The sequence below is a fragment of the Photobacterium kagoshimensis genome (assembly GCF_050337045.1).
In the GTDB taxonomy this organism is placed as follows: Bacteria; Pseudomonadota; Gammaproteobacteria; order Enterobacterales; family Vibrionaceae; genus Photobacterium; species Photobacterium kagoshimensis.
Genome location: NZ_JAKJSO010000010.1, coordinates 46,465 through 65,073 on the forward strand (window position 1 = coordinate 46,465; position 18,609 = coordinate 65,073).

The window sequence follows — 18,609 nt, forward strand, 5'->3', positions numbered from 1 at the left end:
AACTGTGAACAATATCGTAACGCAGCAAATTTAATAACATTTAATCAACAAAACTGTAATGTAACGCTCTTCTAAAGTTTGCTAGATGAATCACTTATTCTCATTATCACACTTTACAACAAGTGATAATGAGAATAGTTTTCAGTTAAGGTTATTTCGTATTGAAAATTATCAGGAGAAAGACATGGAGCAAGCTTTCCACCCTAACCCACTGGTTAAAGTCCGAGATCTAGAAGTTACCTATGTAACGGATAATGGCGACTTTCAAGCCGTTAAACGCGTCAGCTTTGACGTAGGGAAAAGTGAAATATTCGGATTGGCCGGTGAATCGGGTTGTGGAAAAAGCACCATTGCCTTCGCCATTAATCGTTTACACAAGCCACCAGCGCTGATTACTCATGGCTCTGTAGATTTTCAAGGCCGCGATTTACTCACATTAACAGAAGCTGAAATGGGGATTGTGCGCTGGAAAGAGATCGCGATGGTGTTTCAAAGTGCCATGAATTCACTTAACCCAGTGATCCCAGTACAGGAACAATTTGCCGATGTGATGCGCCACCACCTTGGTTACAGTAACGCCCAAGCTAAAGAGCGAGCAGAAAAACTACTCGACCTTGTTAACATTCCCCGCCAACGCTTATCTGAATATCCTCACCAATTTAGCGGGGGTATGCGCCAGCGTTTAGTGATCGCTATCGCCTTAAGCCTCAGCCCTAAATTAATCATCATGGACGAGCCAACCACCGCACTCGACGTTGTTGTTCAGCGCGAAATCTTGCAGCAGATATACCAACTTCGGAATGAATTCGATTTCTCGGTGCTCTTCATCACTCACGACCTTGCTCTTATGAGCCAACTTTGCAATCGCATTGCTGTTATGCGACACGGTGAAATCGTTGAAGTAAACACATCAAAAGAAATCCGCAATAACCCGCAACACCCATACACTCAAAAACTTTGGGCTTCTTTCCCGAATATTCATGAAGAAGCAGCCCAACCAATCAATGTATCTCAGGAGATAGGCGCATGAGTCAGGTTATAGCAGGCAATTCATCAAACCATGACCAACAACCTATCATTGAGGTGAAAAACATCACCAAAGAATTTATTGCAGGTGGTGGCTTCGGAAGCTCTGAGATATTCCGCGCGCTTGATGATATCAGCTTCAATTTATACAAAGGCCGCACCCTTGCGCTAGTGGGTGAATCGGGCTGTGGAAAAAGCACCTGTGCTCGCTTAATTACCAAAGTGCATGATGTCACCGACGGTGAAATCCTATTTAAAGGACAAAATATTCAATCCTTACAATCACGAAAGGATATTCTTGATTATCGGGGCAAAGTTCAAATGATCTTCCAAGACCCATTTGGTTCATTAAATCCCACTCATACCATTAAACATCACCTCACTCGCCCACTTATGATCCACAACCAAGTAGCCAATTCAAATGAAGTGGAACAACGCTTAAAAGAGCTGCTTGATTTAGTGGAATTACCGTATTCCGATTTAAACAAATACCCTCACCAACTCAGTGGCGGGCAGCGCCAGCGTATCAACTTAGCGCGTGCTATCGCAGTGGGGGCTGAGGTGATTTTGGCTGATGAGCCGACCTCTATGCTTGATGTATCAATCCGATTAGGTGTGCTTAACCTAATGAAGGAAATGAAAGAGAAAATGGGGATCGGTTTCTTATACATCACCCATGATCTTGCCACCGCGCATTATGTTGCCGAAGAAACGGCGGTGATGTACCGCGGTCGTATTGTTGAATGGGGTGACACACGCAGTATTTTACGTAACCCACAGCACCCTTACACCCGCTTACTTATTTCGGCTGTGCCCGATCCTGATCTTCCGTTCCATCATTTATTGGAATCAGAACCCGACTATTCTGTCAGTGCAGACAAAATTCGTCAGCTAAGCTTAAAGTCAGTGCAGGGATTCCAAAAAGCGGGTGATAACCATTATGTTGCCAACTGGAGTGCCGACCAAATATCGACTTCTGCCCTCGCAGACAAGGAGCAAGTTGCATGACAGAACTCCACACTTGGTTAGACAACATCAAAGTATGGTACCAAACCCCGCCACCACCTCAGCAGCGGGATATCCAAACCCTAATCGATGCGCTTAATCACGCGCCAGACATGATTTTTACCGACGTTAGCTGTGAAGTTCATAACGAGGCACTGGCGTATTGGTTAGATGCTTGCCAACGGTTAAGTTTCTACTACCAAGATTTGCCTGATGTCGATAAAGCCTTTAGCTATATGCAATTTGGCTATGCAAAACTACAAAGTATGATTTGCGAGCAGGCACTCGAGCCAGATTTAAAGCGCTGGTGCTTAAAAAAGCTCGACCGAATGATTGTCACCATGATGGAGTTTTGTCAGAAACAAGATTCTCCGCAATGGCTAGATGAGAGTTCGCAGCTTATAAACCTTCATGTCGCTTTCATGGAAGGACAAAATAATATTAACCTGTCTTACGAGCCTTCTGTTAAAAAAGGCAACCACGCGGCTTTATAAGCTAAATTGGGCTAGTGATAGGTGGCAATCCACCCGCTAGCCTAATAACCTGAACATGAATAGAATGGGTACAAATCATAAATTTATCCTAACTCTCTCAATATTTTACTAAGCTCAAAGGAGGAATAAAAAGTGACAGAGGGATAAGCAATGACGCTAGCCACCACCATTGTTAAATATGCAATTATTGCAACGGCATCCATAACCGTCGCTTTTAGCTATGCAGCCCCTTTACCCTCTCCACCAGAAGTCAGTGCCAAAGCATGGGTATTAATGAGCTATGGCTCTGGGCAAGTCATCGCCAGTGATAACGAACATTTACCCCTCGCACCTGCCAGCTTAACTAAAATTATGACGTCATATGTTGTCGGGCACGAATTACTAGCGGGCCATATCGCCAACGATGACACAGTGATCATCAGTGAAAATGCATGGGGTAAAAAGTTTCCAGGATCGTCGAAAATGTTCTTGAATGTTGGCGATGAAGTCAGTGTCGACGATCTTAATCGCGGCGTTATTATCTCATCAGGTAACGATGCGACAGTTGCTTTGGCAGAGCATGTTGCAGGGCACCAATCTGCCTTTATTGAAATGATGAATACACATGCCGAAAGGCTTGGCATGCTCGATAGCTATTTTGCTAATTCACATGGCTTAGATGCCGACGAGCAATTCACAACCGCGTATGATATGGCATTGCTGACTCGCGCATTTATCCATGACTTACCCGACACCTATGCGTTATTCCAAGAAAAATCCTTCACCTTTGGTAAAATAAAACAAGGTAATCGAAATGCCCTACTATGGGATTCAACATTAAATGTTGACGGCGTAAAAACAGGTTACACCTCTAAAGCGGGTTATAGCCTTGTGTCTTCAGCAGAGCAAAATGATCAACGTTTAATCGCAGTTGTCATGGGCACAGGAAGCACTCAAACCCGTACAGCGGAAAGCAAGAAACTCTTAACATGGGGGTTTCGATTTTTCCAAGATCTTAAGCCTGAATTTAATAATAAAGAACTCGCTCCCGTCCGAGTTTGGTACGGTAGCCCCGCTAATGTCACTGTTGAGTTAGGTGAAGGTGGTGTGATCACTGTGCCTCGCCGTCAAAGGAAAGATTTAGAGCACAAGGTCTATTACACCCATGATCTTGAAGCACCAATTGAAAAAGGAACAACAGTTGGTAAAGTTGAATGGTATTTAAATGAAGAGTTACTCACCGAGCAACCCATCATTACAGCAGAAACAGTTGAGAAAGCACCTTGGTACAAAAACATGATCGATATGGTGTGGCGACCTATTGGACAGTGGTTTAACAGCCAAGATTGGTCTCCAGAACCGACTAAAACCAATTAAAGCGCTTAATCATATACACTTTATACAGGCTTTTTCCAAACAGAAGTGAAATCAAACCACCCCAGCGAATTCGAGGTCATTCCTTGTAGTTCACCTGTGGTATCTACCCCCAACCACGCATGGAATAAAGGCTGGATTTGCTGATTTTGAACCAGCAACAAGCCAATATCATGGGCCGGAAATGGTAGGGTTTTATCACTTCGCCACTGAGTAATTAAACTATCCATCGCTTTAAAATCCTCCGATGGCATCGCACGGTGAAGGTGATCGAAGTTATAAAGCCAAGGTAGAATGGCATCCTCACGCTTAGTAAAAACGCTCATCCCGCTGATCCAAATATCAACTTTACTCGCCTGTTTACCCGATAGCATTTCCGCGGTCGTTAGCGCCAATACCTTCACTTTTAATCCGTCATCGCTCAGTAGCTGAGTCATCTTCTCGACAATAAGCGGGTAAATCGGGTGATCTTGCAAATGGGCAATTGTGACCGTGCGTTTCGCAGGCGGCTGACTTGCGGATACACAGATCGCCGGATTATGTACCCAACCAGGCAGCAAACCGTATGCATTAACCAAACGTAATTCACTAAATTTTGGTTGATCTAGCAAACATTGCATCGCAAGAGTAGAAAAGCGCTGTGAAAAGTAATTTAGCCAATCTTCATTATTGGCCAGCCCCGTTTGGCGATTGTACATCAAGTAATTACAGCCTTCGTCTAGGTGTAACCGCGACGAAATCGCATACTTACCGACCTCTTGCTCTTCCGAATCAGGCTTCAGGTAAAACACATCGAACCCTACCAGAATCCAAATATCGACAATATCGATCATGGCTCTAAAGCCGTAATACTGATCGAATGCTTCTAATTTCAACCGCTGCTTATCATTTTGAATAACACGGTAAGCCCCAGTTCCAATAGGTAAAGCATCAGGATCGCGGTGAGTCAGCATTTCTTCAGGTTGAATCACGGCAAGTGTATCAGCCAATAACGTCGGTAAATGCACGTCATCACGCTTTAAGTGAATATCTATCGTATGAGCCGCGACGAATTCAACACTGAGGATATGCTTGAATAGACGCTGTTGTTTAACTTCATTAAGCGTTGCAATCACATCTTGGCATTGCAGTAACTTACCATTATGAAAACGTACCGCAGGGCGTAAATAGAATCGCCAATGGCGAGGAGATAATGCTTCCCAATGGTGTGCGAGATCGCCTTCAACTTCCTCTTTTTTTTCATCAATACGGGTTAACCCGCTAAAAATCTGACGAACAATATGCTGCTCAGAACGACGAAGAGGCAATAAGGGGTTTAAGTCACCAAACGATCGATAATAAGGTAAACGAACCACTTGCTTACCTTGCTGAGTTGACACACCAAGCTGTTCTTGAATCAGCTGAGCGAGCATATTAGCATCGTTATTTAACGCCTCTAATGCCGGTTCCAACTTACCTTGCGCCACAAGCTTACGCGCATAACTCTGCTGTAACTCACTGTCTGTGCTATGAAAAACCAAGCGTGACTGTTTACCACGGCCAACCGCAGGGTGCCAATCAATCCAACCTTTATCGGCCATTTTACTCATGACCATACGTACATTACGTCGGGTACAGAAAAGGATCTCTGCAATTTCTTGTAATGTCGTCTCACTATCCTGACCAGAAAAATGGCTATATAGACGATGGAACTGCGTTTTTAACCGTTGACCGCTCATAAAAGGGGAACCTAAATTTAAAAGATGTTCTGTTTTTACTTCCTGATTTTACATCTAAAATCGCTATCGATGAACAAACTTATCCCCTTTTATTACGATAAGTGGAAAGTGTGCTCCTGAAACTCGATGCTCCCCCAAGCATCTTGATAGCATCGTCCATCACTGACAAGGGCAGCCAATGCTGCCCTTGTTTTTTACTTTATCAATGCAACACAATCAGTTTTGATTCTCACGATATTGCTCTAGCTGCTGACTCTTTGACGCAAGCTCTTGCTTTGTCGCTGTTAGCTCCTCATTCAATCCATCAACTTGATGACGTTGAGCTTCAATTTCCTGTTTTGACTGTGCTTCCATATCGACGACTAGTTTTTCATAGTCTAACTTAATCTTCTCTGTCGTCTTTTGCTGCTCTTTAAGTGATTTCGTTAAGGTCGCCAACTGTTTCACTAAGACATCATGTTCTTTTTGTAGTGCAGTATGGGCCGACTTTGCTTTACGGGCATTCTGCTGAGACGTTTGTTTTGCTTTTATCGCTTTCGCAAGATCACTGTGTAACCCATTTAGTGCTGTTTTGTTATTTAAAGAAACCTGCTCAAGCTCCGTATTTTTTGCATCTAAACGAGCCTGAACCGCATCTAATTCTGCTTTAGTTTCATCGAGTACCTCTGCTTGCTCATTTGTCTGAGCCGCATCTTGCGTAGAACTTAAGCCGAACATGACGCGCCAAGCATCGTAATAAGCACTATGCATTTGATTAATCAAATTAAAGGGAAAGTCTAAACCACTCTTTTCCTTCCGTTCACCGTCAATGTAACTGTCCAATTCTTCTAATACTTGCAATGCATTCTGATAACTACCACCTACTGCTTGCTGAAGTTGATTAGCCGTAATAGTTTCGAGTGCTTTCCCTGCTTCTAACCAGGTTTTGATCTGAAAAAAATAGGTATTTGGGTCAATCAATGTTGATCCCTGAATCGGATTGAGCGATGCCATGTTTGTTGTTTGCATAAAAAGTCCCTTTCGAGATAAGCCAGCCTAAGAGAAATGAATCATTCACAACTTTGTTAGACCAATTGTCCGTATATTGCGCATCAAGTTGCAAAAAAATAGAGCAACTTCAAGTTTATTTATTCAAGATGACATTCATATTTATTTGACTGCTTAATATCAATGAAATCGCACAACTCTTTTAGCTTGGCTTGAAATACGCACAAAATACAGGTAGAAAAACCGATAAATTCTCTACCAAAAAATTCTTATGACTGAACAACAATCAACGTTTGAAAAGCTAGTACATAGCAGGCGGTCGGTACGAAAATATGATGCAACGGCCCCTTTCGATCACCAAGCTGTCGCTCGTTCATTGGAACTCGCGGCCTTATCACCTAATAGCTCTAACATGCAGCTATGGGAATTCCACCGTGTGGTTAGCGAAGATAAACGCGCGGAATTAAGCCGTATTTGCATGGGGCAAAATGCCGCCAAGACCGCCAATGAGCTTGTGGTATTTGTTGTGACCCCCTATAAATGGGAATCACGTGCAAAAATGAACGCAAAAACGGTTCGAGATGCATTTGAAGGCCGCGAGGATGCAACGTCAAAGCGCGCGCTCAAATACTATGAGAAACTGATCCCTTTCGTTTATCGTAATGATCGTTTTGGCTTATACGGCATGGCGCGAAAGATACTGTGTGCATTCTTAGGCCGAAATAAACCTATGATGCGTGAAGTCAGCAAAACTGATGTACGTGTCTGCCTACATAAAAGCAGCTCGCTTGCCGCCATGACCTTTATGACAGCAATGCGAGCAGAAGGCTATGATACCTGTCCAATGGAAGGCTTTGACTCAGTAAGAGCAAGGCAACTTCTTGGCCTGCAAAAAGGGGCAGAAATCACGATGATCATCGGTTGTGGTAAGCGCGCAGAAGACGGCATTTACAGCAAACGTCACCGTGTTGATAATGCCGAAATTATATTTGAACACTAAGGACTTTCTGCGAGTTCAGCGCGACACATTATTGTTATGCTGACAAAATCGACGGCGCTGTAATCACACCAGCGCTGTTTGTTACTATTTAGGCCTAAATACCATCAATTCGAATTGTTTGTCGATAAACCATATCATGCTGATTTTATTTACGGTAAGGTGGGGACATCTCAACAACAGAAACGAATTTATGCAGTTAATGATTGAGCAACTAAAAGAATCAAAAAACACTTGGATGGCGAGTCACGTCGCTGATGCAGAATACCCAACCGCATTAAGCGAAAACGGTTTAGCTTTGTACCAAGCGCTACATGCCTCATCTTCTACTTCACAACTCGTTTTACCGCTTACGGCTCGCACTAACAATCTCTCCTTTTACCCCGTCGATTGTCATCCACTGACGATTCGCTATGCCATGACTCTAGCGAACTTTTGGAATGATGAAAAACAACGTGAAGCTGTGATGGAATACCTTACGCAGATCATGTTTGAAGCCGATTCTGCAGCCAGCCTGTTTGTCGGTTTTTTCAAAGGAAAGCCCGCTGCGTGTGGTATGGTATTTCAAGACGCTGAGCAAGCACTTATTTGTGATGTACATGCTCTTCCTCTACCCAACCAAGAAGACTTGATCGAGGAAATGACCGCTTACCTAACCACTCAGATCGCGCCTAGCAATCAGTCTGTTCACCTAGAGCAAACTGCACAATAAGATACCTATATAACGAGCTGATGGATAATCAGCTCGTTACTCACCTTGCCTTTTTGTAATTGATTTTTGACGATTTTTATTTCACTTACCATACTTGCGGTACAGGGACTAAAAATAGGGAAAAACAATGAAGGGGATCATTTTTACCGAGTTTCTTGATATCGTTGAAAACACATTTGGCTTGGATGTTTGCCAACAGATGCTAGATGAAGCTTTTGATGAAGGCTGCTATACCGCTGTTGGGAGTTATGATCATAAAGATCTGGTCAAACTCATTCTTACATTAAGCAAAATTACAGACGTGCCTGCCACTGAGTTACAGGAAGTCTATGGCAAAGCTGTTTTCACACAATTGCTCGCAAGCTTACCGATCCCTATTAACGACACAACCTCCACCTTCGATTTTATTCGTAAAGTAGAAGAACATATCCATATCGAAGTAAAAAAGCTCTACCCTGATGCAACCCCACCACGCTTTGATTTTATCTCAGAAGCAGACTCCATCATGACAATGGATTACCATTCTGCACGTTGCATGTCGCACGTCTGTTTGGGCTTAATTCAAGGCTGTGCTGATCATTTCAATCAAAAGATTCAGGTTGAAATGAAAGCAATAAAGCCAGACCAAAGCCATGTTCGTTTCCATATTCAATTAGTGGCTGGCTAACTATGAACGAACAACGACACATTGAACTCTTACTGAAAAAACTCGATAGAGAAAAATCTGCCCGCAAAGCAGCTGAAAAACTATTAGAAGAAAAAAGCCTCGATTTATACAATGCCAACCAGTTACTACAACATTCAGCAGAGAAACTAAAAGAGCAAGCCGATCTTGATTCAGAACGCTTAGCGTACCAAACAAAAATCGAGACAATGTTGCTCAGCTATAGTCAATGTTTTCTTTCGCAATCGCTAACCCCCCACTTACTCAATCACCTCGCTAACGAATTGGTTGATAATCATTTTGTACGTGCGATCTGTATACATATTAATCCACTCAGCACCTTGGATTTTAATGGTGAATTTTATAGTGGTCGCCGCCAGCAATGGACTCCGCCAGCAACATTACAATCTGCTGCGAGTTATTGGGATAAAAAAGAAGGTGTATATTGGGTTGCACTGAATGTACGTGATGACATGGTGGGCTTTTTTGCTGCCAGAATTAAAGCAACAGGCTCGTGGTTAGCCACGATTCAAAAACATGTCGTATTATTTGGAGAAATGCTTCGCACGACCATAGGCCGAAATATTACTCTTGCCCTGGCTATACAAGCTCGAGAACGGGCAGAAGCCTCTGAACAAGCAACTCGCGACTTTCTTGCGATGATAAACCATGAACTTCGTACCCCGCTCAATGGCTTACTCGGTACCGCTGAGCTATTAGGTGAAAGTCAGCTTGATACAGACCAAAGTAAACTACTAACTACTTTAAACCATTCTGGTGAATTACTGCGCGCGATCATTAATGATCTGTTGGACTACAGCAAGATCAACGCAGGCATGTTAGAACTTATTAATAAACCATTTAATACTTTTTCTATCGCTGAAAAACTGCAAGCGGTTTTCACCCACCGAGCTTCTGAAAAACAACTCGATTTCAAAGTAACCATTAGCAATAAAATCCCCCCCTATTTAATTGGTGACGAAGACCGAATTAAACAAATTTTCGTCAACTTAATAGGTAATGCGATTAAGTTTACTCAAGATGGCAGTGTAAATACGTACATTGATTGGCAAGACGAACAACTTGTTTTTTCCGTAACGGATACAGGTTGTGGTATTGCCGCTGATCAACAATGTAAACTGTTCAAGCCTTTTAGCCAGGTAGATATTTCGAGTAAACGCAGCCATGAAGGCACAGGGTTAGGGCTCGCTATTTGCCGACAACTGACCCTGCAAATGAAAGGTGATATCGGCCTTGAAAGTGATATAGGCAAAGGTTCTACTTTTACCGCAAAACTGCCCCTTGCTGTTCATGATCAACCCATAGTACAAGAAGCGGCAGCACAGTCCATAACGAAACCACTTGATAAGCTCTCGGTGCTGGTTGTTGAAGATTTAAAAACCAATCAGATGATCATCAAACTGATGCTCAATAAAATGGGGATAGAACCAGTAATAGCAAGTAATGGGCAAATTGCTATTGATACGTTAGATCACACTGATTTCGACCTTATTTTGATGGATTGCCGAATGCCAATTATGGATGGCTACAGTGCAACAAAAACCTTACGTAACCAAGGTTACATCAAGCCCATAGTAGCCTTAACCGCAGGTACAACAACAGCAGAAAGAGAACATTGTTTAAATGCCGGTATGAACGATATTCTGTGCAAGCCTTATCAATCATCGGAATTGCGCAGCATGATAGAAAAGTGGGGACTATAGCGAGTATTTGCCCCCACCCTGTACACCTTAGCGTGACACTGTCACTAGCGCATTAGCAAGGTAATCGATCTTTTGCTCTTGCAAGCCCGCAATATTCACTCGGCCATCCGCCACTGCATACACGGCAAATTCGTCGCGAAGACGCCCAACTTGCTCTGGTGACAAACCTGTCACAGAGAACATCCCTTTGTGCTTTTCAATAAAATCAAACTCATTCGATCCTTGCGCCTGAATCGCTTTTACCAAGCCACTGCGCAAATTCAACAAGCGCTGGTTCATGGTGATCAGCTCTGCTTTCCAGTCTTGTGTGAGTGCTTCGTCTTGCAAAATTTTGGCAACAACTGCCGCACCGTGATCAGGTGGCATAGTGTAAGTTGAACGCGCGAGGTTCAAAATGCGCCCTTTCGCCTTCTGCGCTTCTTTTAATGAATCACTGACGATGATCGCCGCACCTGTGCGCTCGCGGTACAAACCAAAATTCTTAGAACAAGAGGTCGCAATGATCATTTCTTCTACATTATCAGCTAGAAATTGTAAGCCAGCGGCATCTTTTTCAAGGCCATCACCAAAGCCTTGGTAAGCGATATCAACAAAAGGTAAAAAGCCATTTTTATTAGCAAGCTCTGTAATCGTCTGCCAATCTGAAAATGTTATGTCTGCCCCCGTCGGGTTATGACAGCAACCATGTAATAACACCACATCTCTCGGGCCCGCTTTCGCTAACTCAGCCAGCATGGCTTGGCTGTTCACTTGCTTAGTCGTTGTATCAAAGTAAGGGTAAAACTTAACCTTTAATCCTGCCGCTTCCATCACTGGCTTGTGGTTAACGTAACTGGGGTTGGTTAACCATACAGTCGTATCTGGCTGCGCAATATGGATTAGATCAGCCAACATGCGAAGCGCACCACTCGCGCCTGGTGTTTGCACAGCTGCCGCGCGACTATAAGCCGATGTACCTTTCAACAACAGATCCATCATGGATTGGTTAAATACTTCGTCACCCGCTAAACCAACATAAGCCTTCGTGGTTTGTTCGGCCAACAATTGTTGCTGTGCTTTTTGAACAGCCAACATGATTGGGGTTTCACCATGAGTATTACGGTAAACACCAATGCCTAAATCGACTTTATCTGCTCGCGCATCTTCACGGTACGCTAATGAGAGTGACAATATAGGATCTAATTGTGCAGGGCTAAGTTGTTTAAACATTGCGTAAAAATTCCATTTCCGGCTGGTAATATCTTCAAAGTATCACACTCATTAAAAATATCACGGTGTTATTCACTGTTAATACCAACTATTTGGGCGCATAAAAGAGAGAAAGTGTGACATCAGAAAGCATGGTCTTTGATCCTAGTTAATGAAAATTCAACTTACACTGGAAAGGAAGCACCAACGTTCTACAGTAAGAGTAGATAAATGAAAATATGCACAGTCAGGAGGCAGTAATGAGAAACAATGCAGACGTTCGCACGCTGCTAAGTGTATGCGAAAAAATAAAATCACAGGGTCAAACCATAGGTGAGAAAGGAAGCCAATTAGACGGTATAACCTGTCAGGAAAGCTATGACGGCTATAGCATCACGCTTGCCGATGATAATGTCAGCTTAGACATTAATTTCCACAATACTTACCACTTCCATACTGCCAATGAAGATCCTGAAGGTATTATTAATCAAACAACCACAGATTTTCACAGCAATAATGAAACTCAAATCCAAGCCTTTATGAAAAAGCTCATCATTTTAGATGAAACCTACTAATTTGAATGGCTTTGCATTGTCAGCATGTTACACCTAACATGCTGACTTTGTTGAAATAACAAACACCCCACTGTGCACATTAAAGCCAAACAATCCACTAAAAACACAAAGCGCATAAAATCCCAACAGTCGTACCTCTCACCTATTTACAGATACCAGCTTCATCTATATTATTCACCGCACTTACGGAGAGATGGCTGAGTGGTTGAAAGCACCGGTCTTGAAAACCGGCATACGTTTATAGCGTATCTAGGGTTCAAATCCCTATCTCTCCGCCATATTTAAGAAAGGCGCTAATTTATTAGCGCCTTTTTTGCGTTTGAGCTAACGTGATATTTAGACGTGTCTCAATTTAAAACGACCACGCCTTACAATACCGAAAAAGCATAATGCAATTAAACTAAAGATTGAGGCGCTACCGCCATTATCATCACTCGATGAAGAAGGTACAACAGGAGCTTTCGGAGCCGCAGTGTAGTCGGCTTTAAAAGGATCGATTGCGAAAGTTGATGCAGCCGGTAAATGTCCTCCGATATTGCGTTTAATCCACGGAATATAATTGCTGACCTGCGTATACACAGCACTTTCTGAGGTACCACATAATCGTTTACCGTAGCTAACAATACCCACTAGGCGTAAGCCCTTATCTGAATCACTACGATGAGATGGGTCTTGCCATACTAAAGGGCCACCTGAATCACCAAAGCACGAATCTGTCGCAAGTTCTGGATCTGGTGAGTTGGTACAAACCACCTTCTCATGTGGAAGCGATGACCAGTCCCGATCACAAACACTATCAGGCACACCTGTTAGCAATGTTTGCTTTAGGATGAAACTGTCACTTTTTTTTGGCTTGCGACTATCCGTCGATCCCCAACCGGAAGTAAGTAAATATGCTTCACGTTTTTGATTTTCTACCCATTTATTTGCAATAAGATTATCGAGTTCAACCTGTTTACTCGCTGACAATAATTGAATCATAGTATTGTCAGGAAATTCAGTATTAGGATTGCCCCCCATAAAAATGCTATCGCTGATCTTTAAAAGGGCAATATCATCATGGCGATAATCATTTAAATAGCCAGGGTGCACAATAACGTCTGCAACGACATAAGATTTACCCTTTTGATTATCCATGATGTTTTCAGCGTGGGCAAAAATCGTAATGTCATTCGGTTTATCGATTTTATTAGTATCCGGATCAATAACACAATGGGCTGCGGTTACAACCCATTTACCACTAATTATACTGCCACCACAGATAAAATTAACAGACACTTGCCATGGTAAGCTGTTAGCGGGTGTATCGATACCATTGATGATTTTTGGCACCATAACTGAATGGGATATATCTTCGTTTCCAAAAGCAGAAATGGTAGTAGGTCGCGCATCACTTGCTGTAGCAGTAAAAGCCAAAAGTAATAGCGAAAATGTCGTGCTGCGTGGGGTAATAATCTTATTCTTATACACAATTAAATACTTGTATGACATATGTGCAAGCTATTATCCGCATTTGTGGTTAAATAGTGGTCGGATGAGGCCGCAAATAATCCTATGAGTCATGTTTGGTATTAATATTTTGCATGCAATTAAAATACTGCTGAATAATTCGCCATTATTTTGGAGGGAACTCAACCATCTGCAATCCATACATGGCTTAATTCGCACCAGCCATAGCCATTCACAATGCTGCCGTTTAACCTTTCTGATACTTCGAGTGTAAAAGCCTCATGTTTGAGTTCGCGCATAATCCCTTGCTCGCATAACCAGTCATGAAGCGCTACTAGCTCAGCAGAGGCCTTATCAAAATCCTTTTCTCGACGGACGTGAGTAAGGTATAGGTCAATAGTTCCGAGTAATTCTGGTGTCAAATTATGGCTTGCAAAAGGGTAACGAGATAAGAAGCTTAACCACGCACTAAATGCATCGTTTTCTTCGATAATACTGCATAGCGTTATCTCTTTTACTTTGCGGTAATCCCCGTATTCTACTTGCTCGCCATGACTTTCCTCTGCGGATAACTCATTAAATAATCTTGCACATTCAAGGGTATCTTCAAAGGTGAAGTAACGGGAGCTATATGCTATTTCAGGATTTTCGATTTTGAGGAAAATAGCGCGCCAATCACTACCAATGATGCGGGTTTGATCTTGTATCTCAAGGCTAACTTTATTGCTTGCACACGTTTTACTTTTGGCCCATTCAGGGTAAACCCAAAGCTCTACTCTATTCAGAATAGCGAGTGCGTGTGAATAGTTAGGGTTGCGGTTAAGTCTCAGCATTTTGCTCGAAAAAACGTCTAATGAGAAAGCCCCTGATCCCATTAAACGTTCAGATGGCGACGCTTTAAATATCGAACCTTTAAATATCGAAGCTTCAGCCCTCGCAAGTAATCGGGGCAAATGCCAATCCGTTTGATTTAACCTGATCGCGATGCTGTCCTCAGAAACCGTTTGTACACTTGCAATGTGGCTGAAACTCGCCTGCCAACACGTGTTTTGAATCAACAGATTCAGACAGCGCGTTACATCTTGTGCGGTTAACATAGTGCCATCATGAAAATGTACACCATTTCTAATTTGAAAGTGCCACAGACTTGCATCGTCATTGGCTTGCCAATGGTACGATAAGTCACCCACCACCAGCCCTTGCTCTATCGAGGTTAAACGCTGGCAAATTTGCGTCACTAAAAAGCGTTCGGTACGCCTTTGTGAATGATGAGGATGAAGTACTTCTAACTCTCGATGAAAAGGAAGATAAGCAATACGCAGCCTAGATTCAGAGGAATAATGTAAAAAAGATTGAAACTCGACATTTGCATCGCGGCCACCAAAACTCAGAATATTCAGTAACGGCTCTACATTGCCTTGATCTGCCAAGAGGCTCGCAGACTGATAACAGGCGTGAATGGGTTCAATGCAACAGGTTAACAAGGCTTTTTTGTTCCGCCCTGAGCTTGCTTGCCAAGCAATCCACCCCGCGGCAACCAACTGCTTTATGAGCGTTTGTACGTGGCGCTCACTTACATGTAACAACGATGCCAACTGGCTTATCTGACACCGCGATTCCCCAGGGCCATAGGTTTGGAAGATCTGTTCATAGATTTCAAGCCTGCGCTTAAGGTTTCCCATTCCACTTACCAAAACTGTCTACTTCTCCATACTGTATGCTTGCGTTAAATGACCATACCCGGCATCTGTTAATCCACACTCCATGATCGAAAGAACCTGAGTCGTCACTTGTGGCAGTAAGATATCAGGCACGCTATCTTCCTCAAGCAAACGTCGTGAAAAATGGTCAATTTCAAACTCAAACCCATTTCCTTTCACCTGGTGCTCAATCGTCATGCTCTCTCCATGATATTCGATATCAATAACATCTGGATTCCACCATTTATCACGAATCGTGATTGTGAGTTGATCACCACGTAATATCGCATCTCGCGGTAAATTGTTTACGATTGAAGCTGAAATTTTACCGTCTATTTCACCTGTAAATGAAAAACACGCCTCTGTATCGACTTGAGATTGAACAATCGAGCTAGACATATCAACACTCGGCTCTGGTACATCAACCCCCAAGGTTAAGCACAAATCACAATATAACCATAAGCCATAAACGCCAACATCCAGTGTCGCCCCACCCGCTAAATTAGGATTAAATATAAATAATTCAGGATCGTATTCATGCTCGTTACCAAAGCTCGCTTCAATCGATGTCAGTTGAAGATTATTGGTAAGTAGAAAAGATTTAAGCGCTTGATAAGCTGGAAATGCCACTGTTTTCATCGCTTCACGCAATATCACACCATGTTGGTCTGCCAACGCACTCATTTTTAGCCAGTCGTCAAGGTTAGTGAAAGCAGGCTTTTCTACCAACACATGTTTTTTGTGACTTAAAAATAGTTCAGCTAAAGGTTGATGGAACGGATGAACCGTCGCGATGTAAACAGCATCAATATTGGGATCTTTTGCCATTTCGTCATAACTGCCATAACTCACCGGACACGCAAAAGTTTCACTAAAGGCCTCAGCTCGGACTAGATCTCTAGCGGCAACCGCATGCAATTCGCCATGCTCGCTATGTTTCGTTAATGCAGTAGTAAAGCGCTTTGCAATATTACCTAAACCCGCAATGCCCCATCTTACTTTTCGTGTTGTTTGACTCATAACCACTCCTAACAAACTGTATTGCTTCAGTGTACCCAGAGAGTCGTTAATTAAATATGGAACAGATGAACCAGCTTGTTCATAATTTAACGTGCGGATTAGGATTAGAGATAAGGCCTAACTTTTAGAGATAGATCTATCCGAAGATGTGGATGAGTGGAGTGGCGTAGAACAAAACGCCCAATGCAAAAAAGGAAATTAGAAAAGGCTAGAAAGTTAAATGAGATTTCTCCCCTCGGCACATGTATCGTAATAAAACGGTGTAAAGGGGAGTTAATTGAATTGCGCTAGCCTTTAAATCCTTTACCTACTACATAAACTTCACGAGAACGTGGGCGTGAAGCTGCAGGCTTACGAATAATTACTTTGTTAAAAGAAGTTCGAACATCTTTCACATACTCTTCGTAGCCAACGCCTTGGAAAACCTTAGCACAAAAGTTACCACCCGGTTTTAGGACATTACGCGCCATATCTAACGCCAACTCAACGAGATAAATTGAGCTGTATTGGTCAGTCGTTTTTACGCCACTCAAGTTGGGTGCCATATCCGAGATCACCACATCAACCCCTTTGCCATCGATGGTTTCCACGATACGCTCATACACAGCTTCATCAGTAAAATCGCCCTGAATAAAGGTGACGTCCATCAGGCTATCCATAGGTAAAATATCAGAGGCGATCACCTTGCCATTATCCCCAACGATCGGAGCGACAATCTGCGACCAACCGCCTGGTGCAGAGCCAAGATCCATAGCGATATCTCCCGGCTTGATCAGCTGATCTTTTTCGTTAATTTCAATCAACTTATAGCTTGCTCGCGATCGATAACCATCGACTTGAGCTTTTTTTACATAAGGATCGTTAACGTGTTCATCGAGCCATTTCTTACTGGTTTTTGAACGTGCCATAGGTTGTTCGCCGTGCTGGTAAAATATAGGAGCGCTATTGTAATCATGTCCCGTTGTTTTGCAAATATCTCCTGACTTCCAGTGGTGACATTTTGCCAAACAAAAGAGTACAATCTCTGCGAAAACTTGCTAAAGCACAATATATGAAACTGGACCATCTATGAAACTGGATAATGCAAAGAAGCTGCATCAAAAAAAATATCGTGAGCAGTTTGGCCACTATTTAGTTGAAGGGGAGCACCTGATCCTCGAACTGGATAAAGCAGCACTGGCTCAGCCCTATCTAAAAAATACCATTTTATATGTGACTGATGAGTATCAAGCATGGGCACAGCAGCTCAATCACTCTTACACGATCATTGAGATTAATAAAAACCAGATGGCTGGACTGAGTGATACCAAAACACCACAAGGTATCATCGCCTGCGTTCCTTTGCCCGCTCAGACAGAGAGAGCACCTCTGCAAGACGGTGAGCGCTGTATCTACTTACATGAGGTACAAGATCCCGGTAACCTGGGCACTATTTTGCGTAGCCTTGCGTGGTTTGGGCACTTTCGCTTGTTATTAAGTAACAACAGTGTCGATCCCTACAATCCAAAAGTAGTGCGCTCTAGCATGGGGGCTATTTTTCACCTTCCTCTAGAGCAAGGCGTTGAGCTTACTGAGTTAAATCAGCGTTTTAAGCGTTTTGCTTATCTTGATATGCAGGGTGATAAGGTTAACACGCCCCAATTTTCCGACTATGATTGTTACCTATTTGGTAACGAAGCTCGTGGCGTACCAAAACAAGCCTTGGCCGATTGTAACGCGCAGCCTTTTACTATCGCAGGTAGCGGTAAGATTGATTCATTAAACTTGGCTAGCGCTGTTAATATATGCGCTTATCAGTTGTCGATATAAACGAACTATTACAACTGGTCATAAGTTGATTTCCTCCGATAAGAGCTATCAAAAACCAGACTGAGCAGCAGAGTTTACTTGTTTGAAGCTATGTCGGCTTCTCCCCGAGTTCAGGTTATCAGCCTCTAAAAAGGAGGCCAAATTGAATGAACCACTACACGTAGCACTCCGCCACATTCAGAAAGCCT

17 protein-coding genes and 1 tRNA gene are annotated in these 18,609 nt (G+C 42.9%); 11 read left to right on the top strand and 7 right to left on the bottom strand.

The window, feature by feature from the left end:
• The first annotated feature begins 184 nt into the window (after positions 1-184).
• The 4 genes from L4C35_RS05855 to L4C35_RS05870 all read left to right on the top strand — a co-directional run bounded on the left by L4C35_RS05855 (position 185) and on the right by L4C35_RS05870 (position 3,881).
• Positions 185-1,030: an ABC transporter ATP-binding protein gene (locus L4C35_RS05855; protein WP_428462002.1), complete on the top strand. Its 846-nt coding sequence runs from the start codon at positions 185-187 to the stop codon at positions 1,028-1,030.
• On the top strand, positions 1,027-2,034 hold the full coding sequence (locus L4C35_RS05860) for an ABC transporter ATP-binding protein (protein WP_428462003.1): 1,008 nt from the start codon (positions 1,027-1,029) through the stop codon (positions 2,032-2,034). The genes L4C35_RS05855 and L4C35_RS05860 overlap by 4 nt, the downstream gene beginning before the upstream one ends.
• A complete protein-coding gene (locus L4C35_RS05865) occupies positions 2,031-2,525 on the top strand; it encodes a hypothetical protein (RefSeq protein ID WP_428462004.1) in 495 nt (164 codons plus the stop codon). Before L4C35_RS05860 ends, L4C35_RS05865 begins: the two co-directional genes overlap by 4 nt.
• 150 nt (positions 2,526-2,675) lie before the next feature.
• Positions 2,676-3,881 (top strand): serine hydrolase, encoded by a 1,206-nt coding sequence (locus L4C35_RS05870; protein WP_428462005.1) that lies wholly within the window; start codon positions 2,676-2,678, stop codon positions 3,879-3,881.
• A 20-nt stretch (positions 3,882-3,901) separates the two neighbouring features.
• Here L4C35_RS05870 and sgrR read toward each other — a convergent pair whose 3' ends face one another.
• Together sgrR and L4C35_RS05880 are read right to left on the bottom strand one after the other, a co-directional pair.
• Positions 3,902-5,596 (bottom strand): HTH-type transcriptional regulator SgrR, encoded by a 1,695-nt coding sequence (sgrR, locus tag L4C35_RS05875; protein ID WP_428462006.1) that lies wholly within the window; start codon positions 5,594-5,596, stop codon positions 3,902-3,904.
• Between the two features lie 216 nt (positions 5,597-5,812).
• Positions 5,813-6,604: a hypothetical protein gene (locus L4C35_RS05880; protein WP_428462007.1), complete on the bottom strand. Its 792-nt coding sequence runs from the start codon at positions 6,602-6,604 to the stop codon at positions 5,813-5,815.
• Positions 6,605-6,854: 250 nt separating this feature from the next.
• Here L4C35_RS05880 and L4C35_RS05885 point away from each other — a divergent pair, with 250 nt between their 5' ends.
• The 4 genes from L4C35_RS05885 (at position 6,855) to L4C35_RS05900 (ending at position 10,680) form a co-directional block, all read left to right on the top strand.
• Positions 6,855-7,583, top strand: coding sequence for a nitroreductase family protein (locus L4C35_RS05885; protein ID WP_428462008.1), 729 nt, complete (start codon positions 6,855-6,857; stop codon positions 7,581-7,583).
• A gap of 190 nt (positions 7,584-7,773) precedes the next feature.
• Positions 7,774-8,292, top strand: coding sequence for a hypothetical protein (locus L4C35_RS05890; RefSeq protein ID WP_428462009.1), 519 nt, complete (start codon positions 7,774-7,776; stop codon positions 8,290-8,292).
• A 127-nt stretch (positions 8,293-8,419) separates the two neighbouring features.
• Positions 8,420-8,959, top strand: coding sequence for a heme NO-binding domain-containing protein (locus tag L4C35_RS05895; RefSeq protein ID WP_428462010.1), 540 nt, complete (start codon positions 8,420-8,422; stop codon positions 8,957-8,959).
• 2 nt (positions 8,960-8,961) lie between these two features.
• The gene (locus L4C35_RS05900; protein ID WP_428462011.1) at positions 8,962-10,680 is read left to right on the top strand and encodes an ATP-binding protein; all 1,719 of its coding nucleotides are present in this window, start codon (positions 8,962-8,964) and stop codon (positions 10,678-10,680) included.
• Positions 10,681-10,707: 27 nt separating this feature from the next.
• Here the strand turns inward: L4C35_RS05900 and L4C35_RS05905 are convergent, their stop codons facing one another.
• The gene (locus tag L4C35_RS05905) at positions 10,708-11,889 is read right to left on the bottom strand and encodes an amino acid aminotransferase (RefSeq protein ID WP_428462012.1); all 1,182 of its coding nucleotides are present in this window, start codon (positions 11,887-11,889) and stop codon (positions 10,708-10,710) included.
• Between the two features lie 239 nt (positions 11,890-12,128).
• Between L4C35_RS05905 and L4C35_RS05910 the strand changes: the two genes are divergently transcribed.
• Positions 12,129-12,443: a DUF3081 family protein gene (locus L4C35_RS05910; protein WP_094957995.1), complete on the top strand. Its 315-nt coding sequence runs from the start codon at positions 12,129-12,131 to the stop codon at positions 12,441-12,443.
• Between the two features lie 187 nt (positions 12,444-12,630).
• Positions 12,631-12,721, top strand: a tRNA-Ser gene (locus tag L4C35_RS05915).
• A gap of 58 nt (positions 12,722-12,779) precedes the next feature.
• On the opposite strand, the gene L4C35_RS05920 is transcribed toward L4C35_RS05915, so the two are convergent.
• From L4C35_RS05920 to rlmE, 4 genes are all read right to left on the bottom strand, one after another.
• Positions 12,780-13,913, bottom strand: coding sequence for a S1 family peptidase (locus L4C35_RS05920; protein ID WP_428462013.1), 1,134 nt, complete (start codon positions 13,911-13,913; stop codon positions 12,780-12,782).
• Positions 13,914-14,074: 161 nt separating this feature from the next.
• A complete protein-coding gene (locus L4C35_RS05925; protein WP_428462014.1) occupies positions 14,075-15,574 on the bottom strand; it encodes an SgrR family transcriptional regulator in 1,500 nt (499 codons plus the stop codon).
• An 18-nt stretch (positions 15,575-15,592) separates the two neighbouring features.
• On the bottom strand, positions 15,593-16,612 hold the full coding sequence (locus tag L4C35_RS05930; RefSeq protein WP_428462015.1) for a Gfo/Idh/MocA family protein: 1,020 nt from the start codon (positions 16,610-16,612) through the stop codon (positions 15,593-15,595).
• 287 nt (positions 16,613-16,899) lie between these two features.
• On the bottom strand, positions 16,900-17,520 hold the full coding sequence (gene rlmE, locus L4C35_RS05935; RefSeq protein ID WP_428462016.1) for a 23S rRNA (uridine(2552)-2'-O)-methyltransferase RlmE: 621 nt from the start codon (positions 17,518-17,520) through the stop codon (positions 16,900-16,902).
• A 160-nt stretch (positions 17,521-17,680) separates the two neighbouring features.
• On the opposite strand from rlmE, the gene L4C35_RS05940 reads away from it, so the two are divergent.
• Positions 17,681-18,421 (top strand): TrmH family RNA methyltransferase, encoded by a 741-nt coding sequence (locus tag L4C35_RS05940; protein ID WP_428462017.1) that lies wholly within the window; start codon positions 17,681-17,683, stop codon positions 18,419-18,421.
• Positions 18,422-18,609: the final 188 nt, after the last annotated feature.